The sequence below is a fragment of the Variovorax sp. PDC80 genome (genome assembly GCF_900115375.1).
In the GTDB taxonomy this organism is placed as follows: domain Bacteria; phylum Pseudomonadota; class Gammaproteobacteria; order Burkholderiales; family Burkholderiaceae_C; genus Variovorax.
In genome coordinates this window covers 111,376-133,606 of record NZ_FOWG01000016.1, presented here as the reverse complement: position 1 = coordinate 133,606, position 22,231 = coordinate 111,376, and the positions used below count along the sequence as shown (strand labels likewise).

The 22,231-nt window shown below is 69.9% G+C and carries 20 protein-coding genes; 10 read left to right on the top strand and 10 right to left on the bottom strand.

Annotated elements, in window-relative coordinates; all coding sequences use genetic code 11:
* Nucleotides 1-35 precede the first annotated feature (35 nt).
* The 3 genes from ttcA (at nucleotide 36) to BM109_RS34875 (ending at nucleotide 2,359) form a co-directional block, all read left to right on the top strand.
* The gene (gene ttcA, locus BM109_RS34885) at nucleotides 36-974 is read left to right on the top strand and encodes a tRNA 2-thiocytidine(32) synthetase TtcA (protein ID WP_093353517.1); all 939 of its coding nucleotides are present in this window, start codon (nucleotides 36-38) and stop codon (nucleotides 972-974) included.
* Between the two features lie 47 nt (nucleotides 975-1,021).
* A complete protein-coding gene (locus tag BM109_RS34880; protein WP_093353514.1) occupies nucleotides 1,022-1,648 on the top strand; it encodes a membrane lipoprotein lipid attachment site-containing protein in 627 nt (208 codons plus the stop codon).
* A gap of 63 nt (nucleotides 1,649-1,711) precedes the next feature.
* Nucleotides 1,712-2,359, top strand: coding sequence for a histidine phosphatase family protein (locus BM109_RS34875; RefSeq protein WP_093353511.1), 648 nt, complete (start codon nucleotides 1,712-1,714; stop codon nucleotides 2,357-2,359).
* A gap of 1 nt (nucleotide 2,360) precedes the next feature.
* Here BM109_RS34875 and BM109_RS34870 read toward each other — a convergent pair whose 3' ends face one another.
* From BM109_RS34870 to BM109_RS34835, 8 genes are all read right to left on the bottom strand, one after another.
* Nucleotides 2,361-3,407, bottom strand: coding sequence for an ABC transporter permease (locus tag BM109_RS34870; protein WP_082321632.1), 1,047 nt, complete (start codon nucleotides 3,405-3,407; stop codon nucleotides 2,361-2,363).
* Nucleotides 3,404-4,909: a sugar ABC transporter ATP-binding protein gene (locus BM109_RS34865; protein WP_093353508.1), complete on the bottom strand. Its 1,506-nt coding sequence runs from the start codon at nucleotides 4,907-4,909 to the stop codon at nucleotides 3,404-3,406. Before BM109_RS34865 ends, BM109_RS34870 begins: the two co-directional genes overlap by 4 nt.
* A 7-nt stretch (nucleotides 4,910-4,916) precedes the next feature.
* Nucleotides 4,917-5,999 (bottom strand): TMAO reductase system periplasmic protein TorT, encoded by a 1,083-nt coding sequence (gene torT, locus BM109_RS34860; RefSeq protein ID WP_093353506.1) that lies wholly within the window; start codon nucleotides 5,997-5,999, stop codon nucleotides 4,917-4,919.
* A 64-nt stretch (nucleotides 6,000-6,063) separates the two neighbouring features.
* Entirely contained in the window at nucleotides 6,064-7,041 is a 978-nt protein-coding gene (locus tag BM109_RS34855; protein ID WP_057591114.1) for a 5-oxoprolinase subunit C family protein, read from the bottom strand.
* Entirely contained in the window at nucleotides 7,031-7,942 is a 912-nt protein-coding gene (locus BM109_RS34850; RefSeq protein WP_093353503.1) for a 5-oxoprolinase subunit B family protein, read from the bottom strand. Before BM109_RS34850 ends, BM109_RS34855 begins: the two co-directional genes overlap by 11 nt.
* Complete coding sequence (locus tag BM109_RS34845; protein ID WP_093353501.1) at nucleotides 7,939-9,345, bottom strand: acetyl-CoA carboxylase biotin carboxylase subunit; 1,407 nt, start codon at nucleotides 9,343-9,345, stop codon at nucleotides 7,939-7,941. The genes BM109_RS34850 and BM109_RS34845 overlap by 4 nt, the downstream gene beginning before the upstream one ends.
* A gap of 13 nt (nucleotides 9,346-9,358) precedes the next feature.
* Nucleotides 9,359-9,607, bottom strand: a complete 249-nt coding sequence (locus BM109_RS34840; RefSeq protein WP_057591117.1) for an acetyl-CoA carboxylase — start codon at nucleotides 9,605-9,607, stop codon at nucleotides 9,359-9,361.
* 50 nt (nucleotides 9,608-9,657) lie between these two features.
* The gene (locus BM109_RS34835) at nucleotides 9,658-10,431 is read right to left on the bottom strand and encodes a 5-oxoprolinase subunit PxpA (RefSeq protein ID WP_093353498.1); all 774 of its coding nucleotides are present in this window, start codon (nucleotides 10,429-10,431) and stop codon (nucleotides 9,658-9,660) included.
* A gap of 256 nt (nucleotides 10,432-10,687) precedes the next feature.
* Here BM109_RS34835 and BM109_RS34830 point away from each other — a divergent pair, with 256 nt between their 5' ends.
* The gene (locus BM109_RS34830; protein ID WP_057591119.1) at nucleotides 10,688-11,614 is read left to right on the top strand and encodes a LysR family transcriptional regulator; all 927 of its coding nucleotides are present in this window, start codon (nucleotides 10,688-10,690) and stop codon (nucleotides 11,612-11,614) included.
* Between the two features lie 166 nt (nucleotides 11,615-11,780).
* On the opposite strand, the gene BM109_RS34825 is transcribed toward BM109_RS34830, so the two are convergent.
* Both BM109_RS34825 and BM109_RS34820 read right to left on the bottom strand, forming a co-directional pair.
* Nucleotides 11,781-14,930: an efflux RND transporter permease subunit gene (locus BM109_RS34825; RefSeq protein WP_093353495.1), complete on the bottom strand. Its 3,150-nt coding sequence runs from the start codon at nucleotides 14,928-14,930 to the stop codon at nucleotides 11,781-11,783.
* A complete protein-coding gene (locus tag BM109_RS34820; RefSeq protein WP_093353492.1) occupies nucleotides 14,927-16,156 on the bottom strand; it encodes an efflux RND transporter periplasmic adaptor subunit in 1,230 nt (409 codons plus the stop codon). The genes BM109_RS34825 and BM109_RS34820 overlap by 4 nt, the downstream gene beginning before the upstream one ends.
* Nucleotides 16,157-16,340: 184 nt before the next feature.
* Here BM109_RS34820 and BM109_RS34815 point away from each other — a divergent pair, with 184 nt between their 5' ends.
* The 6 genes from BM109_RS34815 to BM109_RS34790 all read left to right on the top strand — a co-directional run bounded on the left by BM109_RS34815 (nucleotide 16,341) and on the right by BM109_RS34790 (nucleotide 22,229).
* Nucleotides 16,341-16,799 carry a hypothetical protein gene (locus BM109_RS34815; protein ID WP_093353702.1) on the top strand — a complete coding sequence of 153 codons (459 nt, stop codon included), beginning with the start codon at nucleotides 16,341-16,343 and terminating at the stop codon, nucleotides 16,797-16,799.
* Between the two features lie 132 nt (nucleotides 16,800-16,931).
* Nucleotides 16,932-18,290 carry a tRNA (N6-isopentenyl adenosine(37)-C2)-methylthiotransferase MiaB gene (miaB, locus tag BM109_RS34810; RefSeq protein WP_093353487.1) on the top strand — a complete coding sequence of 453 codons (1,359 nt, stop codon included), beginning with the start codon at nucleotides 16,932-16,934 and terminating at the stop codon, nucleotides 18,288-18,290.
* Entirely contained in the window at nucleotides 18,290-19,714 is a 1,425-nt protein-coding gene (locus tag BM109_RS34805) for a sensor histidine kinase (protein WP_093353484.1), read from the top strand. The genes miaB and BM109_RS34805 overlap by 1 nt, the downstream gene beginning before the upstream one ends.
* Nucleotides 19,715-19,778: 64 nt before the next feature.
* A complete protein-coding gene (locus BM109_RS34800) occupies nucleotides 19,779-20,444 on the top strand; it encodes a hypothetical protein (protein WP_093353480.1) in 666 nt (221 codons plus the stop codon).
* The gene (locus BM109_RS34795; RefSeq protein ID WP_093353476.1) at nucleotides 20,441-21,841 is read left to right on the top strand and encodes a sigma 54-interacting transcriptional regulator; all 1,401 of its coding nucleotides are present in this window, start codon (nucleotides 20,441-20,443) and stop codon (nucleotides 21,839-21,841) included. Before BM109_RS34800 ends, BM109_RS34795 begins: the two co-directional genes overlap by 4 nt.
* A 181-nt stretch (nucleotides 21,842-22,022) precedes the next feature.
* Complete coding sequence (locus BM109_RS34790; protein ID WP_057591126.1) at nucleotides 22,023-22,229, top strand: hypothetical protein; 207 nt, start codon at nucleotides 22,023-22,025, stop codon at nucleotides 22,227-22,229.
* Nucleotides 22,230-22,231 lie beyond the last annotated feature (2 nt).

Here is a 22,231-nt window from a genome sequence, read left to right as displayed (position 1 = left end):
CCCCGTTTTTTGCTGCCCCGGGCAGCCCTTTTGCCATGAACGCCGTCTGGATCGACGAGGCGCCCGTCGCCGACGCCCTTGCCCCGCCCGCCAACTCGATGAAGATCGAGCGCGAAACGCACAAGCTCGAGAAACGCCTGTGCCGCGAGGTGGGCCGCGCCATCGTCGACTACAACATGATCGAGGAAGGCGACAAGGTCATGGTCTGCGTGTCGGGCGGCAAGGACAGCTACGGCCTGCTCGACATCCTGCTCAAGCTCAAGGCCCGCGCGCCGATCCACTTCGACATCGTCGCGGTCAACCTCGACCAGAAGCAGCCCGGCTTCCCCGAGGAAGTGCTGCCGAAGTACCTGAGCGATCTCGGCGTGGCCTTCCACATCGAGAACCAGGACACCTACAGCATCGTCAAGCGCGTGATCCCCGAGGGCAAGACCACCTGCGGCCTGTGCAGCCGGCTGCGCCGCGGCATCCTCTACCGCGTGGCCGACGAGCTGGGCGCCACCAAGGTCGCGCTGGGCCACCACCGCGACGACATGCTGCAGACCTTCTTCCTCAACATGTTCTTCGCGGCCAAGCTCAAGAGCATGCCGCCGAAGCTGGTGAGCGACGACGGCCGCCACGTGGTGATCCGGCCGCTGGCCTACGTGGCCGAGAAGGACCTGGTGCGCTGGGCCCAGCACCGCAAGTTCCCGATCATTCCGTGCACGCTGTGCGGCAGCCAGGAGAACCTGCAGCGCAAGCAGGTCGGCGAGATGCTGCGCGAATGGGAGCGCAAGTACCCGGGGCGCATCGAGAACATGTTCAGCGCGATGCAGAACGTGGTGCCTTCGCACCTGCTCGACGGAACGCTGCACGACTTCAAGGGTCTGAAGCCGACGGGCGTGGCCGACGAGAACGGCGACAAGGCCTTCGACGCGCCCTCCTTCGACCCGCTCTCCCAGGCACCCGCCGCCCTGCGCATCGTCCAGGGCTGATCCGGCTACCCAGGGGAATTTGGGGCCCCACCGGCCCGGAGACCCTCATGAAACGCGCCTTTTTTGCTCTTCTTTTGGTAGCAACCCTGTCCGGCTGCGCCACCTCCTGGGTGGTCGACAGCGACGTGAAGAGCTTCTCCGCCATCGACACCGTTCCCGCCGGCGCCACCTACCGCTTCGAGCGCCTGCCCTCGCAGCAGGCCAACGGCGAGCGCCAGGCCTCGCTCGAGGCCATGGCCGCCGCCGCGCTCGAGCAGGTCGGCCTGCGCCGCGATGACGCCAACCCGCGCTACACGGCGCAGATCAGCGCCCGCGTGACCACCACGCTGTCGCCCTGGGCCGATCCCTGGCTCTGGGACGGCCCCTTCGGCTATGGCTATGGCTACGGCCCCTACGGCTACGGCCGGCGCTGGTACGGCGGCGGCTGGTATGGCGCGCCGATCATTCCGCAGGCCTCCAACCCCTGGTACGAGCGCGAGGTCGGCGTGGTGCTGCGCGAGCTCGGCAGCAACCGCGTGGTCTACGAGACCCGCGCGCGCAACGACGGCCCCTACACCGCGAGCGCGGCGGTGCTGCCGGTGATGTTCCAGGCCGCGCTGCAGGGCTTCCCGAAGCCGCCCGAGGGCGTGCGGCGCGTCAACATCGAGCTGCCCACGGCGAAGAAGCAACAGTAAGGGCCCGCCTCGGGCCTGGAGCGGCGGCACGATCCGAAATGCCGCCCTCCTAGAATTTCGACCATGGAAGACCTCACCCGCCTGATCGCCGTTCGCCATGGCGAAACCGCCTGGAACGTCGACACGCGCATCCAGGGCCAGCTCGACATCGGGCTCAATGCCACCGGGCTCTGGCAGGCCCAGCGCGTGGGACAGGCGCTGGCCGACGAACCGCTGGCCGTCATCTACGCCAGCGACCTCTCGCGCGCCTGGCAGACCGCGCTCGAGATCGCCAAACCGCACGGCCTCGAGGTCCGGCCCGAACCCGGCCTGCGCGAGCGCGCCTTCGGCCGCTTCGAGGGCATGAGCTTCGCCGAGATCGAGGCCGAGCTGCCCGAGCAGGCCAGGCGCTGGCGCGAGCGCGATCCCGAGTTCGAACCCGAGGGCGGAGAGAGCCTGCTGGTGTTCCGCGAGCGCATCACGCGCGTGGCCGCCGACCTGGCCTCGCGCCACACGGGCGAGCTGGTGGCGCTGGTCGCGCACGGCGGCGTGATGGACGTGCTCTACCGCGCCGCCACGCGCCAGGAGCTGCAGGCGCCGCGCACCTGGCAGCTCGGCAACGCGGCCATCAACCGCATGCTGTGGAGCAGCGAGGGCTTCAGCCTCGTGGGCTGGAGCGACATCTCGCACCTCGCGGCCGAGGGCGGGCCGCGCGACGAGTTCGCCAACTAGGTCAATGCGAGCCGGGCGCCACCATCCGGTGGCGCAGCTGGTCGGCCACCACCGCCACGATCAGCAGCGCGCCCAGCACCACCATCTGCAGGTACGACCCCACGCTCGCGAGGTTCATGCCGTTCTGCACCAGGCCGATGAAGATCGCGCCCATCACCACGTTCGGCACCCGGCCCATGCCGCCGCGCAGGCTCACGCCGGCGATCACGCAGGCCGCGATCGATTCCAGCGCCACGGTGCCGCCGAGGTTGGCCTCGCCGGTCTCGACGCGCGCGGTCAGCAGCAGGCCGCTGACGGCCGCGAGGCCCGCGCACAGCAGGTAGGCCACGAGCAGCACGCGCCGGGTGTCGATGCCCGACAGCGCCGCGGCCTTGGCATTGCCGCCCACGGCCAGCAGGTGGGTGCCGGTCGGCATGCGGCCCATCAGCACGCCCATGGCCGCCACGCAGGCCGCCGTGACCCAGATCGGCACCGGCACGCCCAGCAGCGTGCCGAAGCCGAACAGCTCGCTGAAGCCCGCGGGCAGCCCCGACACCGGCACGCCGCCCGTGAGGTAGAGCGCCAGGCCGAAGCCGATCGACTGCACGCCCAGCGTGACGATGAAGGGCGAGACGCCGATGAAGGCCACGCCGATGCCGTTGACCAGTCCCACCGCGAGCCCGGCCAGCATGCCGCAGGCGCAGCCCAGGGCAATGGCCAGCCAGGCGGCGTCGGGCAGCGCGGCGCCGAAGAACTGCATGGCCAGCGCCGCCACCACCGAGGTGATCGCCATCACGGTGCCGACCGAGAGGTCGAAGCCGCCGGTCACCAGCGCCAGCATCTGGCCCATGGCCACCAGGATCAGGTAGACCGACTGGCGCAGCAGGTTCACCAGGTTCTGCACCGTGAGGAACTGGTCCGACAGGGTGCCGAACACCACGAAGGCGATCGCCAGCATGAAGGGCAGCACGCCCAGGCGCAGGAACAGGGCGCGCAGCAGGGCCAGCGCGCGGCCGGCGGGCCCCGGTGCCGAAGGCACGGCGGTGGCGACGGAGGAAGACGAAGTCATGGCTTGTTGTTCTCGCTGGAACCGAAGAAGAGATTGAGCACGGCGGTCTCGCCGATGGCGTCGCCCTGCAGCTCGCCGGCGATCTCGCCGCGGCACATCACGTAGACACGGCGGCTCAGGTGCAGCACCTCGGGCAGGTCGGAGGAGATCACGACCACCGCCGCGCCGCCTTCGCAGAGCTTGCGGATCACCTGGTAGAGCGCGCTGCGGGTGCCGATGTCGACGCCCACCGTGGGCTCGTCGAACACGTAGAGCGCGGCGTCGCGCGTCATGCCCTTGCCGAACAGCACCTTCTGCTGGTTGCCGCCCGACAGCAGCGCCACCGGCCGCTCGAGGTTGCGCGGCGCGAGCTCCACGCGCTCGGCCGCGGCCGTCGACAGCCGGCGCCCGAGCCGCTTGCGCAGCCAGCCGCCGTGGCCGCGCAGCGGGCCGTGCACCAGCGGCAGCGTGATGTTGGCGCGCGAGCTGAAGCCCAGCACCAGCCCCTCGCCCTTGCGGTCGGGCGGCAGGTAGAACAGGCCCTCGTCGAGCAGCCGGCGCACCCTGGCGCCGGTGCGCGGCTGACCCTTGAACAGCACGCGGCCCGCGCTCACCGGGTCGAGCCCGCAGACCGCGCGAAACAGCTCCGACTTGCCGCAGCCCACGAGGCCGGCCAGCCCGACCACCTCGCCGCGCCGCACCGTGAGGCTGGCGCCGCGCACGCCGTTGGGCGAATGCAGGCCCTCGACCTCGAGCACCGTCTCGCCCGGCGCAAAGGCGATGCGCGGATAGACCTGTTCGATGGCACGCCCGCTCATCAGCTCGATCAGGCGGTCGGCATCGGTCTCGCGCGCCTCGACCGTCGTGACCTGGCGGCCGTCGCGCAGCACCGTGATGCGGTCGGCGATCCGCGCGATCTCCTGCATGCGGTGCGAGATGTAGACGATGCCCACGCCGCGCGCCTGCAGCCGCGCCACCAGCTCGAACAGGCGCTGCGTCTCGGCATCGGTCAGCGAGGCCGTGGGCTCGTCGAGGATCAGCACCGAGACCTCGCCGCGCAGGCCCTTGGCGATCTCCACCATCTGCTGCTGCGCGCGCGTGAGGCCGGCCACGGGCGCATCGACGTCGATCGCGAAGCCCAGGTCGGCCAGCATCGCGCGGGCGCGTTCGCGCAGCGCGCCGCGGTCGAGCAGTCCGCCGCGGCGCGGCTCCTCGCCGAGGCTCAGGTTCTGCGCCACCGACAGCGTGGGGATCAGCGAGAACTCCTGGAACACCGCGCTGATGCCGTGGCGCCGCGCCTCGTGCACGTTCGCGAAGCGCACCGGCTCGCCGCGCAGCCGGATCTCGCCGGCGCTCGGCACATTGGCGCCGGCCAGCAGCGAGATCAGCGTCGACTTGCCGGCGCCGTTCTCGCCGAACAGCACGTGCACCTCGCCCGCGCGCAGCTCGAAGTCCACGCCGTCGAGCGCCAGCACGCCCGGATAGCGCTTGCCGAGTCCGCGGGTCTGCAGCAGGGGTGGCATCGCGGGCCTACTTGGCCTCGAACACCGGCTTGAAGCCGGTCGGCGGCAGGATGTCGGCCTGCTTCACGCTCTGGATGTTGCTGCTGTCGACCACGAAGATCTTCGGGCCCACGTGCTTCGCGACCTCCTTGCCCTCGAGCAGGCGCACCGCCTGGTCGACCGCGATGCGGCCCTGGATCACCATCGAGTCGGCCGGCGCCGCCACGATGCGGCCGCGCTGGATGCCCTCGTAGACGCCCGGCGTCATGTAGAAGGACAGCACCTGCACCTTCTTGTCGAGGTTGCGCGAGCGCAGGATGCCGGTGGCGGCCTCGGCCGTGACCGCCGTGCCCGCCACGTAGGCCAGGTCGGGGTTGGCCTGCAGCACGTCCTCGATCAGCTTGCTCTGCGCTTCCTTGCCGGTGTCGCCGTACTTCGGATCGAGCACCACCACCGCGCTGCCCTTGACCGCCTCCATGAAGCCCTTGTGCGCGGCCTCGACCCAGCCCGCGCCGGCCGGGCCCGGGAACCAGCCGACCTTGACCGGCGGCGAACCGGCCGGATGCTTCTTCGCGAGGTAGGCACCGGTCGACTGGCCCATGGTGTGGAAGGACACCAGCGACTTGGCCGAGAGGTCGGGCGAGTTGATGCCGTTGACCAGGTCGATCACCGGCACCTTCTTCGCGGCCGTGGCCTTGATGACGTTGTTCAGCCCGTCGCCCGAGATCGCGCCGATGATCACCGCGTTGGCGCCGCGCGCCACGCAGTCCTCGATCTGCGAGACCTGCTTGCCGAGGTTGGTGTAGCCGCCCGCGTCGGCCACCTGCAGCTTCACGCCCTGGCGCCGGGCCTCCTCGATCACGCCGTAGTCCACGCCGAGCCAGTAGGCGTCCTTCATGTGCGGGAACGACACGCAGAGGTCCCACTTCTTCGAGGCCTTGGGCAGCGGCACGTAGTCGATGGGCTTCTTCGTGCCCTCGGCCGAGAAGGCGGGCTCGGTGGCCTCGGCCTTGTAGGGAAACCAGTCGGCGGCCGAAGCACCGCCGTGCCACAGCACGGTGGCGGCGAAGGCGGCGGCGGTCAATGAAACGCGCAGGGGCAAGCTGTTCATGAAGAACTCCTAGGTGGCAACGGGGAAGAAAAGGAAGGGGTGGGCGGCCTTGCCGCCCGGGCGCTCAGTCGGCGAGCGCGGCGCGCAGGCGCTCGATGCGCCGTCGTCGCTCGGCGCGCGCGGCCAGCGCCTGCGCCATGTCGACCGCGACGAAGCGGGCCTTGTGGTTGGGCTGCATCTGGGCGATCAGGTCCATGTCGGCGCTGATCACCGTGCCGACCATCGCGTAGCCGCCGCCCGAGACCGCGTCGCGGTGCAGGATGATCGGCTCGCGCCCGCCCGGCACCTGGATCGAGCCGTAGGGATAGCCGGCATCGACGATGTTCGACGGATCGGCGCCCGCGCCGAAGGGCGGCGTGCGCTCGATGAACTTCAGCGGCGTGCCGTTCTTGTAGCGGTAGCCGATGCGGTCGGCCTCCGAGCCCACGCTCCAGGTGTCGGCGAAGAAGCTGCGCACCGAGTCCTGCTGCAGCCGGTGGAAGTAGATGCCGGGCAGCACGCGCAGCGTCACCTCCTTGGCGAGCACCGGCAGCAGCTCCGCCGCCACGCCACGCCCGGGCCGCGCGCGCGCCGAGGGCGTGCCCACGGGCAGCCGGTCGCCGGCCAGCAGCTTGCGGCCCTCGAAGCCACCGAAGGCGCCGAGGCCGTAGGTCGAGCGGCTGCCGAGCACCAGCGGCACGTCGATGCCACCGGCCACCGCGATGCACATGCGCGCGCCCAGCAGCATGAAGTCGAAGCCGAGCACGTCGCCGGCCTGCACCGCGAAGGCTTCGTTGCGCGGCCTCTCGGCGCCATTGAGCTTGACCTTGGCCTGCGCGCCCGTCACCGCCACCACGGCGGGCGCATCGAAGCGCAGCTCGGGCCCGAGCAGCGTGCTCTCGATCACGGCCGCGCCCTCGTCGTTGCCCACCAGCAGGTTGGCCAGCACCAGGCCCTGCTGGTCGAGCGCGCCCGACAGCGGAATGCCCAGGTGGTAGTAGCCGGGACGGCCCGCGTCCTGCACGCTGGTCGCGAGGCCGGGCTTGAGCACTTCAATCGCCATGGAGCACCTTCAGCAGCTGTTGGTTGTAGCCGTCGGGATCGGCCAGGAATTCCTGCAGCGAGAACGACACCGGCGCGATGCGCAAGGCGTAGTCGCCGGCCTCCACCTGCGCCACCTGGCGGTCGTACTCGGCGCGGTCGATCGGCTTCCACTTGACGATGTCGCCGGGGCGGAAGAACACCATCAGCTCCTTGAGGTAGGGCAGGCGCTGGGCCGGATCGAAGATCGGCGCCGGCGTGACGCCGAACATCTGGTAGCCGCCGGCCCCGCGCACCGAGTAGATGCAGCTGAAGCAGCCGCCGTGGCCCAAGGTGAGCCGCGGCGTGTCGGTGCGCGGGCTCAGGTACTTGGGCACCTCGAGCTGGCGCTCGCGCTCGACCATCTGGAACAGGAAGGGCAGCCCGGCCACGAAGCCCACCATGGAGACGAACCACGGCGCGCCCGAATGCGCGGCGATGAAGGCATCGACGGAATCGAGGCCATTGATGCGCGCGGCGTATTCGATGTCGGTGCTGGCCGGGTCCTGGTGGCGCTCACGGAAGCGCATCAGGGTCTCGTGCGTCCACGGGTCGTTGTAGAGCACGGGGATCTCGACGATGCGGGTCGAAAGCCGCAGGTCGGCCTCGCCGATGCCGGCCTCGATCCCCTCGAGCACGGCCTGCAGCGCGTCGGGCGCGATCAGGTCGGGATCGAAGCGCACCAGGTAGGCCGCGTTGGCCGGACAGATCTCGGTGACGCCCGCGATCTCGCCGGCCTGCACGCGGCGGCGCAGCTCGTTGCAGATCGCCATGCCCTTGAAGAAGGCGGGCAGCGACATCGATTCGCTGATCTCGACGAACAGGTGCTCGTCGCCGCCGAAGCTGTAGCGGGCCTGGGCCGGGAGGATGGCGGCGGCGGTCATGCGGGCACCTTCTCGAGAGTCGGGACGGAAGCGGCGGGCTCCGCCAGCGGGTTCGCCGCGAGCCACTGCTCGAGGAAGCCGGTGTGGAAGGCCGCGGCCGCGACCTCGGCGTCGTCGCACAGCGCGCGGTGCAGCGGGATGGTGGTGTGGATGCCCTCCACGCGCAGCTCGCCGAGCGCACGGCGCATGCGCGCGAGCGCGGCGGCCCGGTCGCTGTCGTGCACGATCAGCTTGCCGAGCAGCGAGTCGTAGTAGGCGGGCACGTTGCAGCCCGCGAACATCAGGGTGTCGAAGCGCACGCCGGGCCCGCCCGGCACCGCGAGCCGCGTCACCAGGCCCGGGCTCGGCATGAAGTTCTTCGCGGCGTTCTCGGCGTTGATGCGCACCTCGATGGCGGCGCCGGCGAGCCGGATGTCCTCCTGCTTCAGGCGCAGCGGCTGGCCCAGCGCGATGCGCAGCATCTCCTTCACGAGGTCGATGCCGGTGACCATCTCGGTGATCGGATGCTCGACCTGGATGCGGGTGTTCATCTCGATGAAGAAGAACTCGCGCGTGTCGTCGTCGTAGAGGTACTCGAGCGTGCCCGCGCCGCGGTAGGCCACGGCGCTCGCGAGGCGCAGCGCCGATTCGCACAGCGCGGCGCGCGTGGCGGCATCGATGGCAGCCGAGGGCGCCTCTTCCCACACCTTCTGGCGCCGGCGCTGCAGCGAGCATTCACGCTCGAAGCAGTGCACCACGCGCTGGCCGTCGCCGAGGATCTGCACCTCGATGTGGCGCGCCTTGCGGATGAAGCGCTCGAGGTAGACCTCGCCGTTGCCGAAGGCGGCCTGCGCCTCGGCGGTGGCGGTGGCGAACTGCTGGCGCAGCTCGGCCTCGTCGTGCGCCACGCGGATGCCGCGCCCGCCACCGCCGGCCGAGGCCTTGATCATGATCGGGTAGCCGATGTCGCGCGCGAGCTCGACCGCCACGCCGGCATCGCTCACCACGCCGGCGCTGCCGGGCACGGTCGGCACGCCGGCCTTCATGGCGGCAGCGCGCGCGGCCGCCTTGTCGCCCATGGTGCGGATCGCATGCGGCGTCGGGCCCACGAACACCAGGCCCGCGGCCTCGACGCGCGCCGCGAAGTCTGCGTTCTCCGAGAGGAAGCCGTAGCCCGGATGCACGGCGCCCGCGCCGCTGTGGGCCGCGGCCTGCAGGATGGCGTCGGCGCTCAGGTAGCTCTTGCTGGCATGGGCCGGGCCGATGCGCACGGCCTCGTCGGCCATCTGCACGGCCAGGCTCTGGGCGTCGGCGTCGCTGTAGACGGCGACGGTCTTCAGGCCCAGCTCCTGCGCGGCGCGGATCACGCGCACCGCGATCTCCCCGCGGTTGGCGATCAGCAGCTTGTCGAATGCAGCGGTCATCGCGTCGTCTTCCTCAGGCGGTCTCGATCACGGCCAGCGGCTGGCCCGGATCGACCGGCTCGGCGTTCTCGACCGCGAAGCGCAGCAGGCGACCGGCCGCGTCGGCCGTGACTTCGCTGAACTGCTTCATCACCTCGACCAGGCCCAGCACGTCGCCCACGGCCACCGTGTCGCCCTCGGACTTGAACGGCGGCGCATCGGGCGCCGAGCGGCGGTAGAAGGTGCCCGGCAGCGGGCTCAGGACTTCATGGGTAGCGGACATGGGATGCACTCCTGGGAACGGAACGGAAAACGGGGAAGGGAAAGAGGGGATCAGCCCTGCGCGGCGAGCCCTGCAACCTCGATGCCATGCGCGGCCAGCGCGCGCCGCGTGGCCTGCACCAGCGCGAGCGCACCGGGCGTGTCGCTGTGGATGCAGACCGAGTCGAAGCCGATGGCCAGGTCCTCGCCCTCGACCGTGCGCACCGTGCCCTCGGTGCAGGCGCGCAGCACCTTGGCCGCGACCGCCTCGGGGTCGAGCGCGCCGACGCGGCGCGTGAAGACGATGGAGCCGCTCAGGTCATAGTCGCGGTCGGCATAGAACTCGCGCACCACCGGCTGGCCCAGCTCGCGCGCCACGCGGCAGGTGATCGAGGACTCCATGCAGAACAGGCGCAGGCCGGGCTCGATGCGCTGCAGCGCCTCGACCAGCGTGCGCGACAGCGCCTCGTCGCGCGCCGCATGCATGTAGAGCGCGCCGTGCGGCTTGATGTGCTGCAGCGCCAGCCCCTCGAGCCGCGCGAACTCGCGCAGCGCGCCGAGCTGGTAGACCATGTCGTTGACCAGTTCCTCGGCCGGCGCCTGGATGTGGCGCCGACCGAAGCCCACGAGGTCGCGAAAGCCCGGGTGCGCGCCGATGCCCACGCCGTGCTCGCGCGCCAGCGCGACCATGCGCCGCATGATGTTCGGATCGCCGGCATGGAAGCCGGTGGCGATGTTGGCCGAACTGATCAGCGGCATCAGTTCCGCGTCGACGCCATCGCCGATGGTCCAGGGGCCGAAGCCCTCGCCCATGTCGGAGTTCAGATCGATCCGCTTCTTCTTCACGTGTGACAGCCTTTGTTCGTTGTGCGTCCCGTGGCAGCCAAGGCGCGGCGCGGCGGGACGGTCCGAAGATTAGTGAGCGGTCCAAAGACTGAAAAGCATTGTTTTCCGCGCACTCGGTATCTGAAAAACAGATGCTGCGTTGCGGCGCATGCCTTGCTACGCTGGAGCCATTCGATCGCGCGGTATCGGGTTTTCACCAACCCATGCACCGGCTGCCCCGCGTTGCCGATACCGATCCACTCCCCGAAGTCCCGCCATGTCCCTGACCCTTCGCCAGCTCAAGTACTTCTCGGCGGTGGCCGAGGCGGGCCGCATCTCGCACGCGGCGCTGCAGCTCAACATCTCGCAGTCGGCCGTGACCACCGCGATCCGCGAGCTCGAGGAGATGCTGGGCCAGCAGCTGTTCGAGCGCCATCCGCACGGCGTGGAACTGACCAAGGGCGGGCGCCGCTTCCTGAGCCATGCCTATGCGGTGCTGGCCGCGGCCGACGAGGCGCAGCGCATGCCGCACGAGGACGCCGCCGTGCAGGGCGAGCTGACCATCGCCGCGAGCTACACGGTGCTGGGCTACTTCCTGCCGCACCACCTGCAGCGCTTCGAGCAGCTGCATCCGCAGGTCACGCTGAAGGTGCACGAGGTGGCGCGCGAGGCGATCGAGGAAGGACTGATCACGCGGCGCTACGACCTCGGCGTGGTGCTGACCTCGAACGTGGTGTTGCGCGAGCTCTCGCTCGAGACCTTCTTCGGCTCGCAGCGCCGGCTGTGGGTGCCGGCCAAGCATCCGCTGCTCGACAAGGCCGAGGTCACGCTGGCCGACGTGGCGGCCGAGCCCTACATCATGCTCACGGTCGACGAGGCCGCGGCCACCGCGCTCAAGTACTGGGGCCGCACGCCGCACCAGCCCAAGGTGCGGCTGCGCACCAGCTCGGTGGAGGCGGTGCGCAGCACGGTCGCCAACGGCGGCGGAGTGACGGTGCTGTCGGACATGGTCTACCGCCCGTGGTCGCTCGAGGGCAAGCGCATCGAGACCATCAACCTGCGCGACCCGATCCCCACGATGAACATCGGGCTCGGCTGGAAGCAGGGCGTGGAGTTCTCGCCCGCGATGACGGCGCTGCGCGACTACTTCCGCCAGCTGTTCCTCGATCCCGCGTCGGCGCGGCAGGGACGAGGCCGGGCTTGAGCCGGAATGCGGGCAGCCGAACGCAGAGGTCGCGAAGGTTTCGCAGAGGTCGCAGAAGGACAGCCAAAGCGCTTTGTCTCCTCTTCTGCGACTTCTGCGTAGCTTTTGTCTTCCTTCTGCGTTCGGCTGTCCGATCCCGATCCCGATCCCGATCCCGATCCCGCATTCAAGCGTGCGAGACCTCGGCCTGCGCTTCCTTCGGCAGGTCGACCATCGGCCCGCTGCCGCTGTAGCGGTCGAGCGCCAGGTAGATCGCGGGCGTGATGTAGAGCGTGATCACCTGCGAGAAGATCAGCCCGCCCACCACCGCCACGCCCAGCGGCTGGCGCAGCTCGGCACCGGCGCCCAGGCCCAGCGCGAGCGGCAGCGCGCCCATCAGCGCGGCCAGCGTGGTCATCAGGATCGGGCGGAAGCGCAGCCGGCAGGCCTCGCGGATCGCCTCCACCGGCTGCAGGCCCTCGGTGCGCTGCGCGTCGAGCGCGAAGTCGATCATCATGATCGCGTTCTTCTTCACGATGCCGATCAAAAGCAGGATGCCGATGGTCGCGATCAGCGTGAGGTCGAAGCCGAAGATCTTCAGCGAGATCAGCGCACCCACCGCCGCCGAGGGCAGGCCCGCGAGGATGGTGATCGGATGGATGTAGCTCTCGTAGAGCACGCCCAGCAGCACGTAGATGACCAGCACCGCCAGCACCAGCAGCACGGCCTGGCTGGACTGCGAGCTCTGGAACACCGCGGCATCGCCCCCGTAGGTGGTGATGATCGACTGCGGCATCTTGAGCTCGTCCTTGAAGCGGTCGATCTTGGCGGTGGCGTTGCCCAGCGGCACGTCGGGCCCGAGGTTGAACGACACCGTCACCGCCTGCAGCTGGCCCTGGTGGTTGACCGAGGTCGGGCCCACGGTGCGCTCGATGCTCGAGAAGGCCGACAGCGGCACCAGCCGGCCGGTGGTGCTGCGCACCGACAGGCGCGAGACGTCGTCCTCGAACTGCCGGTCGTTGTCGGACGCCGAGAGGATCACCTGGTAGGTGTTGCTGGCCGCGTAGATGCTGCCGATCTGGCGGTCGCCATAGGCGTTGTAGAGCGCGGTGCGCAGGTCGCCCACGGCCACGCCGAGCACGCCGGCCTTGTCGCGGTCGATCTTCAGCGTCGCCTGCAGGCCGCGGTTCTGCGAGTCGCTGGTGACGTCGCGGAAGTCCGGGTCGGCGCGCATGCGTTCCATCAGCCGCGTGGCCCAGGGCACCATCTCGCCGGCATTCACGCTCTGCAGCGTGTACTGGAAGCGCGCCTTGCTCTGGCGCCCGCCCAGGCGCAGGTTCTGCACCGGCTGCATGTAGACGGCGATGCCGGGAATCTCGCGGAAGCGCTGGCGCAGCGACTCGAGCACCTTGGGCATCTTCGGCCGCTCGCTGCGCGCCTTGAGCACCGCGAACAGCCGGCCCGAGTTCTGCGTGGCGGTGGGGCCGCCCACGCCGACGAAGGAGCTCACGTAGTCGACGCTGGGGTCGGCCATCAGCGCGTCGGACACGCGGTCCTGCAGCGCCTTCATGGCGGTGAAGGAGATGTCCTCGGCGGCCTCGGTCGTGATCTGGATCTGGCCGATGTCCTCCTCGGGGAAGAAGCCCTTGGGGATCGTGATGAACAGCCAGGCCGTGACGACGAAGGTGGCGCCGGCCATCAGCAGCATCAGCCCGCGGTGCGCCAGAGTCCAGTCGAGCGTGCGCATGTAGCTGCCGTGCACCCAGCGGTAGCCGCGCTCGAAGGCGCGGCCGATCGCGGTGCCGGGCTCGGGATGCTCCTCCTCATGGTCGTGGCGCGCGCCGCCCTCGGGCCGCGGCACCTGCTTGAGCAGCCGGCTCGCGAGCATCGGCACCAGGGTCAGCGAGACGATGGCCGACACCAGCACCGCCAGCGCCACCACCACCGCGAACTCGTGGAACAAGAGGCCGATCACGCCCGGCATGAAGAAGATCGGGATGAACACCGCCACCAGCGAGATCGAGATCGAGACGATGGTGAAGCCCACCTCGCGCGCGCCGCGCAGCGAGGCCGCCAGCGGGTCCATGCCCTTCTCGACGTAGCGCATGATGTTCTCGAGCACCACGATGGCGTCGTCCACCACCAGGCCCACGGCCAGCGTGATGCCCAAGAGCGAGACGTTGTCGAGGCTGTAGCCGAAGGCATAGAGCAGCGCCACCGCGCCGATCAGCGAGATCGGGATGGTGGCGGCCGGGATCAGCGTGGCGACCAGCCGGTGCAGGAACAGGAAGATCACCAGCACCACCAGCGCGATGGTGCCCAGCAGCGTGAGCTGCACGTCGTGCACCGCCTCGCGGATCGACAGCGAGCGGTCGTTGACCATCTGGATCTCGACCGACTGCGGCAGCTCGGCCTTGAAGCGCGGGATCAGCGCGCGCACCGCGTCGACCACCTGCACCGTGTTGGCGTTGGGCTGGCGCTGCACGGCCAGCGAGATCGAGCTCTGGCCGTTGAAGCTGCTGGCGGTCTTGACCGACTCGAAGCTGTCCTCGATGGTCGCGACCTCGTCGAGCCGCACCGGTGCGCCGTTGCGCTGGCCGACGATCAGCTTGGCGAAGTCGGCCGCGCGCGTGAGCTGCTGGTTGGCCTGGATGGTCAGCGTCTGGCGCGGGCCGTCGAGCACGCCGACCGGCGTGTTGGCGTTGGCCGAGTTGACCGCGCGCGCGAGCTCGTCGAGCGTGATGTTGCGCGCGTTGAGCAGGTCGGCATTGGCCTTGATGCGCACCGCGAAGGCCTTGCGGCCGTACACGCCCACCTGTGCCACGCCGTCGATGGTCGAGAGCGTGGGCGAGATCAGGTTCTCGGCGTAGTCGTTGAGCTCCGAGGGGTTCATCGACGGCGAGATCAGCGCGATGAACAGCACCGGCGCATCGGCCGGGTTGACCTTGCGGTACGAGGGCAGCTGCGTGAGCTCCTGCGGCAGCTGGCGCTGCGCGCGCAAGAGCGCGGCCTGCACGTCGACCGCGGCGGCGTCGATGTCGCGGCTGCTGACGAACTCGAGCGTGAGCGAGGTCACGCCCTGCGTGTTGACCGAGCTGATGGTCTGCAGGCCCGGGATGGTCGAGAACTGCTTCTCGAGCGGCAGCGCGACCGAACTCGCCATGGTGTCGGGACTGGCGCCCGGCAGCTGCGCATTGACGTTGATGACGGGCGTGTTGTAGCTGGGCAGCGCCGCGACCGGGATGCTGAAGTAGGCGAAGATGCCCACCACCACGACGGCCGCGGACAGCAGCACCGTCATCGCGGGACGGCGGATGCACAGCTCTGAAATGTTCATGCGCGTTCCCGCTGCGTCGAGCGGATGTCGACGCCATCGGACGACGCCGCGCTGCCGGGCGTCACGCCCGTGGTGCCGCCGGGCGCGGCCGGGGTCGCGGGCGCGTCGCCGCGCGGCTTGTCGTCGATGCGCACCTTGCCGTTGGGCCGCACGTTCTGGCTGCCCTCGATCACGACCTGCTCGCCGGGCTCGACGCCGCTGACCGCGACCTTGGTGCCGAAGGTGTGCAGCGTCTTCACCTTGCGGCGGCTCGCGTTGCGTTCCTTGTCGACCACGTAGAGCGAGGTGCCCTCGGGCAGCATCATCAGCGCCGCCGCCGGCACCACCGTCACGCCCTCGAGCGTGCGCACCGTGATGCGGGTGCCGACGAACTGGCCGGGCCACAGGCTCTGGTCGGCGTTGTCGAACACGGCCTTGGCGCGCACGGTGCCGATCTGCGGATCGACCGTGTTGTCGACGAAGTTGAGCGTGCCCTGCAGCGTGTCCTTGCGGCCCGTGACCACGGCCTCGACGCGCGAGCGGGTGCGCGCGGCGGCCAGCAGGTCCTGCAGGTTGGCCTCGGGCACGGGGAAGCTCACGGCGATCGGGTCGAGCTGCGTGACCGTGACCAGCGACAGCGTGGGCTGCACCAGCGTGCCCGGGTAGATGTTGACGGCGCCGATGCGGCCCGCGATCGGCGCATGCAGCTTGGTGTAGCTCAGCGCCACCTGGGCCGACTGCACCGCGGCGCGGTCGGCCGCGACCGCCGCGCGCTGCGCCTCGAGTTGCGACAGCGTGGCGTCGGTCGCGCTCTTGGAGATGAAGTTCTGCGCCAGCAATTCCTGGCTGCGCTTGTACTGGCGATCCAGGTCGGCCAGCGTGGCCTCGTCGCGCTTCTGCTGGGCCTGGGCGCGCGCCAGGTTGGCCTGGTCGTTGCGGTCGTCGAGCGTGAAGAGCAACTGCCCCTGCTTCACGAACTGGCCTTCCTTCACATGCACCACGTCGACCGTGTTGGTCACCTGCGGTCGCAGGTCCACGCTGTTGAGCGAGACCACGCTGCCGTTGACCTGCACCGTGACCGGCACGTCCTGGCGCACGGCGGTGGCGAGCGTGACCAGCGCGGTCGGCGCGGCGACCGGCCCCTTGGCGCTCTTCGCCGCGGCGCGCTCGCCCGAGCCGCTCCACCACCATCCCGCGGCGGCGACGATCGACACGCCCACGAGGGCGATGACTGCGTTCTTCTTCATGGGTTTTTGTGCACTTTGGGCTGACAGCGGCTATTGGATCGCGGGGGGTTCCGAGTGTCCATCCACGCCGTAAAGAAAAGTAAAGGCCAGGGCGCCGCGCCCGGTAAAAACGGTCGGGATAAGCACCGATGGACAGGCACCCCGCTCGCTAGAATCCCCGCTCCACAGCCTCTGGATGAACCCCATGAACCGCTGCAAGACACCCACGAACGCTCTTCATTTCATAGCAGCCTGCGCAACGCTGGCAGCCACTTCCAGCTTCTTCCCGCTCCAGGCCAGCGCGCAGGACGCGGTGCCCCGGCCGCAGACCCAGAACGAATCGCTGGTCGGCGGGCGCAATTTCCCGGTCGGCACCCTGCGCGGCAAGTTCCGCGTGATCGACGGCAACGACGTGATGCTCGACGGCCGCGCCGACCGGCTCGCGCCCGGCGCGCGCATCCGCAGCGGCCAGAACATGCTGGTGATGAGCGGCGCGATCACGGGCCAGAACCTGCTGGTCAACTACACGCGCGATGCCGCGGGCATGCTGCGCGAGGTCTGGATCCTCACGCCCGACGAAGCCACCGCCAGCCGCGAATCGCTGAACAAGCCCTTCCTCAACATCTGGCCCTTCGTGCAGAACGACACGGTCAACACGCAGTAGGTATCTCGCCGGCGGCCGTCGGCCGCACCGGCATTCCTTTCGCGGACACGCCCCGCCGCTTTCGCCACGAAAGCCCCGTGTCCGCCCGGCCCTCCGCAAGACGAGGGCCTCTCCTATATAGAAGAGCTCCCCATGACCGCCAAGAAAGTCTTCATCAAAACCTTCGGCTGCCAGATGAACGAGTACGACTCGGACAAGATGGCCGACGTGCTCCATGCCGCGCAGGGCTACGAGCCGACGCAGAACGTCGACGAGGCCGACCTGATCCTGTTCAACACCTGCTCGGTGCGCGAGAAGGCGCAGGAAAAAGTGTTCTCCGACCTGGGCCGCGTCAAGCACCTGAAGGCGCGCGGCGTGAAGATCGGCGTCGGCGGTTGCGTGGCCAGCCAGGAGGGCAACGCCATCATCGCGCGCGCGCCCTACGTCGACATCGTGTTCGGCCCGCAGACCCTGCACCGGCTGCCCGAGATGCTGGCCGAGCGCGAGCGGCTCGACCGCCCGCAGGTGGACATCAGCTTTCCCGAGATCGAGAAGTTCGACCACCTGCCGCCCGCGCGCGTGGAAGGCGCCACCGCCTTCGTGTCGATCATGGAAGGCTGCTCCAAGTACTGCAGCTACTGCGTGGTGCCCTACACGCGTGGCGAGGAGGTCAACCGGCCGCTCGACGACGTGCTGGTCGAGATCGCCGGCCTGGCCGACCAGGGCGTGCGCGAGGTCACGCTGCTGGGCCAGAACGTCAATGCCTACCGCGGCCGCATGGGCGACACGGCCGAGATCGCCGACTTCGCGCTGCTGATCGAGTACGTGGCCGAGATCCCCGGCATCGAGCGCATCCGCTACACCACCAGCCATCCGAACGAATTCACGCCGCGGCTGATCGAGGCCTATGCCAAGGTGCCGCAGCTCGTGAGCCACCTGCACCTGCCGGTGCAGCACGGCAGCGACCGCATCCTGATGGCGATGAAGCGCGGCTACACCGCCATGGAATACAAGAGCACGGTGCGCAAGCTGCGCGCGATCCGGCCCGAGCTCGCGCTGTCGAGCGACTTCATCGTCGGCTTCCCCGGCGAGACCGAGGCCGACTTCGACAAGATGATGAAGCTGATCGACGACTGCCAGTTCGACGCCAGCTTCAGCTTCATCTTCAGCCCGCGCCCCGGCACGCCGGCCGCCGCGCTGCACGACGACACGCCGCACGAGGTCAAGCTGGCGCGGCTGCAGAAGCTGCAGGCCGTGATCGACGGCAATGTGAAGCGCTTCGGCGAGGCGCTGGTGGGCAGCACCCAGCGCGTGCTGGTGGAAGGCGCCTCGCGCCGCGACGCGAACGAGCTGATGGGCCGCACGGCCTGCAACCGGGTCGTCAACTTCGAGGGCGACGCACGGCTCGTGGGCCGGATGACCGATCTGCGCATCACGCGCTCGCTGGCCTACACGCTGCGCGGCGAAGTGCCCACGCGCGAGAGCGCGTCCGCCGCCGGGGCGCTCGCCTGATGGCGAAGCGATCGATACGGGGCTCGTTCCAGCAGCTCCTGCTGTTCGCCTTCCTGCTGATCACCGCGCTGCTGGTGGGCGTGGCGCTGCGCTCGGTGCTGCAGTACGACACCTTGATGACGCAAAGCCGCGACGCCGCGGCGCGCGCGCTGCGGCTGTCGGGCGCGGCGCAGTCGCTGGCCGAGCGCAGCGCGGCGATGGAGCGCGCCGGGCGCCAGTCGCTGGTGCTCAACGATTCGGTGCTGCGGCGCCGCTTCGACGATGCCGCGCGCGAGGCCCACGGCGTGCTCGAACGGCTCGAGAAGAACGGCCTGGCGCCCGCCAGCACCGAGGCCTGGCGCACCCAGCTCGGCGTGATCGAGGGCCTGATGAGCGGCAACGCCGACAGCGCGCTGCAGCGCGAGAGCACGATGGCGATGCAGTTCCGCGACCTCGACGCGCTCAACACCAACATCGCGCAGCAGGCCCAGTTCCTGATCGAGATGCAGAACGACGCGCTGGCCAAGCGCATCGAGAACGCGCGCCGCCGGCTGATGCGCGAGGTGGTCGCGGCCAGCGTGCTCGCGGTGTCGCTGGCGCTGGCCTTCGGCATCTGGCTGGCGCGGCCGTTCAAGCGGCTCGAGCACGCCATCGTCGGCCTGGGCCAGAACCGGCTCGACGAGCCGATCGACATCCGCGGCCCGGCCGACGTGCGGCGCGTGTCGCAGCAGCTCGAATGGCTGCGGCTGCGGCTGACCGAGCTCGACGCCGACAAGGCGCGCTTCCTGCGCCACGTCTCGCACGAATTGAAGACGCCGCTGGCGGCGCTGCGCGAGGGCGTGTCGCTGCTGGAGGACGGCGTGACCGGCGCGCTGAACCCGGCGCAGCTCGAGGTGGCGCAGATCCTGAACCAGAACACGGTGGCGCTGCAGGGCCAGATCGAGGCCCTGCTGCGCTTCAACGCGGCCGCCTTCGAGGCGCGCGAGCTGCGCCGCGAGCGCACCGAGCTGCTGCCGCTGATCGAGGAGCAGATCGAATCGCAGCGGCTCCAGTGGCAGGCCCACGGCCTCACGGTGCGCGCCGAGGGCGAGCGCATCGCGCTCACGGTCGACCGCACCAAGCTCGGCACCGCGATCGCCAACCTGCTGTCGAACGCGATCCGCTTCTCGGCGCGCGGCGGCACCATCACGCTGGTGGTCTCGGGCACGCCCGAGGCGGTGCGCATCGACGTCAACGACGCCGGCCCGGGCATCGCCGAGGGCGACCGCGACCGCATCTTCGAGCCCTTCTACCGCGGCGAACGCCAACCGGAGCATGCGGTCAAGGGCACGGGCATCGGACTTTCCATCGTGCAGGAGTACATTGCAGCCCATGGGGGCCGCATCGCCCTGCTGCCCGAGGGGCCCGGCGCGCGTTTCCGCATCGAGCTGCCGCGCACGGCCTGAGCTTCCCGGCGCCCCCCACATCCCCGTAGCCATCGCCAACGCCCCGCGTCGTCCTTCTTCGTCCATGTCTTTTTCGTCCGTACGCCCCTCCACCGCCACCCGCGCACTGGCTGCGCTGGCCGCGCCGTGGCTCCTGCTGCTGGCCGCCTGCAGCGCGCCGCCCAAGCCGCCTGCGGAAGCCGATGCGCTGCCGCCGCCGCCGGTGCTGCCGCGCGTGATGCCGGTCGAGGCCGAGCCGAAGGCGCCGGCCACCCAGCCGGCCTCGCTGTTCACGCTGATGACCCAGGGCCCGGTGGCCGCCGTGCTGGCCTACGCCGACAAGATGCGCCCGCTCAGCGGCGCCGAGCTGAACGCCGAGATCCAGCGCCTGGGCGACCCCGGCGACGCGCCCACGGCGCAGATGCACCTCGCGATCCTGCTGTCGCAGACCCGCGTGCCGGCCGACCTGGCGCGCGCGCTGGGCCTGCTGCAGCGCGTGATCGCCAATCCCGCGCCCGAGGCCCAGCCGCTGCAGCCGCTGGCACGCGCGCTGGCCGCGCGCTACATCGAGCAGCGCCGCGTCGAGGACGACCGCGACAAGCAGGTGCAACAGCTGCGCGACAGCCAGCGCCGCATCGACCAGCTCAACGACCGCATCGAAGCCCTGCGCGCCATCGAGCGCAGCTTTGCGCGGCCCAACACGCCCGCGGCACCGGCCTCGGCACCCAACGGAAGCAGGTCCACTCCATGAGTACTTCGGGCGCCCGCCTGCTGGTCGTCGACGACGATCCGGACATGCTGCGGCTGCTGTCGATGCGGCTGAGCTCGGCGGGCTACCAGGTCACGGCCGTGACCTCGGCCGAGACGGCGCTCACGCAGCTCGAGATCGAGCATCCGCAGCTGGTGCTCAGCGACGTGCGCCTGCCCGGGCGCGACGGCCTGGCGCTGTTCGACGAGATCCGCAAGCGCCATCCCTCGCTGCCGGTGATCCTGCTGACCGCGCACGGCACCATCCCCGACGCGGTGGAAGCCACCGCGCGCGGCGTCTTCACCTACCTGACCAAGCCCTACGACGGGCGCGAACTGCTCGACAAGATCGCCCAGGCGCTCGCGCTGGGCGCGCCGGCCACGGTGCCGAGCAAGACCGGCGACGACAGCTGGCGCGTCGACATCGTGAGCCGCAGCAACCGCATGGCCGAGCTGCTGGCCGAGGCGCGCATGGTCGCCAAGTCCGACGCCTCGGTGCTGCTGCGCGGCGACTCGGGCGCCGGCAAGGAGATGCTGGCGCGCGCCATCCACAAGGCCAGCGCGCGCGCCGACAAGCCCTTCGTGGCGGTCAACTGCGGCGCCATCCCCGAGGCGCTGCTCGAGTCCGAGCTGTTCGGCCACATGAAGGGCGCCTTCACCGACGCCCACGCCAACCACAAGGGCCTGTTCCAGCAAGCCGATGGCGGCACCCTGCTGCTCGACGAGATCGGCGACATGCCGCCCGCGCTGCAGGTCAAGCTGCTGCGCGTGCTGCAGGAGCGCGCGGTGCGCCCGCTGGGCGCCAGCCAGTCGATCGAGGTCGACGTGCGCATCATCTCGGCCACCCACCGCGACCTCGATGCCGCGATGGAGGCCGGCCAGTTCCGCGAGGACCTCTATTACCGGCTCAACGTGGTGACGCTCACGCTGCCGCCGCTGTCGGCGCGCCGCGAGGACATCCCGCTGCTGGCCAACCACTTCCTTCAGAAGCTCTCGACCAAGTACGGCAAGCGGCTGTCGGGCTTCGCGCCCGAGGCGCTGAAGGCGCTGACCACCGCGGCCTGGCCCGGCAACGTGCGCCAGCTCTACAACGTGGTCGAGCAGGTCTGCGCGCTGTCGAGCTCGCCGCTGATCCCGCTGGCGCTGGTGCAGCGCGCGCTGCGGGTGCCGACCGTGGAGGTCCAGACCTATGCCGAGGCCAAGCAGCGCTTCGAGCGCGAATACCTGGTCGGCCTGCTGAAACTGACCGACGGCAACGTCGCCGACGCGGCCCGCCTGGCCGACCGCAACCGCACCGAGTTCTACCGCCTGCTGCAGAAGCACGAGCTCACGCCGGGCCACTTCAAGGCCGACGCTGTCGCTCCGGGTGGCGAGGGTGTCGCTGACGAGCGACGCCCCTAAGTCGTTGATTCATATGGTTGTTTTTCGGCAGGCCGGTGAGCTTGTCGGGATTCGGCGACAAAAACGGGGGTTTTGAGGCCCTTTTTGCCCTCCGGCCCCCGGAAATTCCGGCCGAAGCGGCCCAAGTGCTTGATTCCAAAGCACTTTTCCATGCTGGCACAGGGTTTGCCCCTGTAGTGGCATGACAGCATTCAACAGCCCATCTTTCGCACTGCGTCCGCAGCGCGACGGCCTGCGTCAAAAGCAGTTTTCCGCCTCGCGGCCCCGTGCCGCGGGCCATTCGCCAGCCGCGCTCGCCAGCGCCGGCGGCGTCGCGACGGATTGCGTCTTCAAGCGCTTTCCGGCCATTGGCGACACCTCCTCCTCCCTCGACAAGCAACGTTGGTAAAC

Bases quoted from the DNA above. Each gene is read 5' to 3' on its own strand.
- BM109_RS34880 (WP_093353514.1), top strand. From the start codon at position 1,022: ATGAAACGCGCCTTTTTTGCTCTTCTTTTGGTAGCAACCCTGTCCGGC.
- torT (WP_093353506.1), bottom strand. From the start codon at position 5,999: ATGAACAGCTTGCCCCTGCGCGTTTCATTGACCGCCGCCGCCTTCGCC.
- ttcA (WP_093353517.1), top strand. From the start codon at position 36: ATGAACGCCGTCTGGATCGACGAGGCGCCCGTCGCCGACGCCCTTGCC.
- BM109_RS34845 (WP_093353501.1), bottom strand. From the start codon at position 9,345: ATGACCGCTGCATTCGACAAGCTGCTGATCGCCAACCGCGGGGAGATC.
- BM109_RS34795 (WP_093353476.1), top strand. From the start codon at position 20,441: ATGAGTACTTCGGGCGCCCGCCTGCTGGTCGTCGACGACGATCCGGAC.
- miaB (WP_093353487.1), top strand. From the start codon at position 16,932: ATGACCGCCAAGAAAGTCTTCATCAAAACCTTCGGCTGCCAGATGAAC.
- BM109_RS34875 (WP_093353511.1), top strand. From the start codon at position 1,712: ATGGAAGACCTCACCCGCCTGATCGCCGTTCGCCATGGCGAAACCGCC.
- BM109_RS34825 (WP_093353495.1), bottom strand. From the start codon at position 14,930: ATGAACATTTCAGAGCTGTGCATCCGCCGTCCCGCGATGACGGTGCTG.
- BM109_RS34815 (WP_093353702.1), top strand. From the start codon at position 16,341: ATGAACCGCTGCAAGACACCCACGAACGCTCTTCATTTCATAGCAGCC.
- BM109_RS34855 (WP_057591114.1), bottom strand. From the start codon at position 7,041: ATGGCGATTGAAGTGCTCAAGCCCGGCCTCGCGACCAGCGTGCAGGAC.
- BM109_RS34850 (WP_093353503.1), bottom strand. From the start codon at position 7,942: ATGACCGCCGCCGCCATCCTCCCGGCCCAGGCCCGCTACAGCTTCGGC.
- BM109_RS34870 (WP_082321632.1), bottom strand. From the start codon at position 3,407: ATGACTTCGTCTTCCTCCGTCGCCACCGCCGTGCCTTCGGCACCGGGG.
- BM109_RS34800 (WP_093353480.1), top strand. From the start codon at position 19,779: ATGTCTTTTTCGTCCGTACGCCCCTCCACCGCCACCCGCGCACTGGCT.
- BM109_RS34840 (WP_057591117.1), bottom strand. From the start codon at position 9,607: ATGTCCGCTACCCATGAAGTCCTGAGCCCGCTGCCGGGCACCTTCTAC.
- BM109_RS34790 (WP_057591126.1), top strand. From the start codon at position 22,023: ATGACAGCATTCAACAGCCCATCTTTCGCACTGCGTCCGCAGCGCGAC.
- BM109_RS34820 (WP_093353492.1), bottom strand. From the start codon at position 16,156: ATGAAGAAGAACGCAGTCATCGCCCTCGTGGGCGTGTCGATCGTCGCC.
- BM109_RS34805 (WP_093353484.1), top strand. From the start codon at position 18,290: ATGGCGAAGCGATCGATACGGGGCTCGTTCCAGCAGCTCCTGCTGTTC.
- BM109_RS34830 (WP_057591119.1), top strand. From the start codon at position 10,688: ATGTCCCTGACCCTTCGCCAGCTCAAGTACTTCTCGGCGGTGGCCGAG.
- BM109_RS34865 (WP_093353508.1), bottom strand. From the start codon at position 4,909: ATGCCACCCCTGCTGCAGACCCGCGGACTCGGCAAGCGCTATCCGGGC.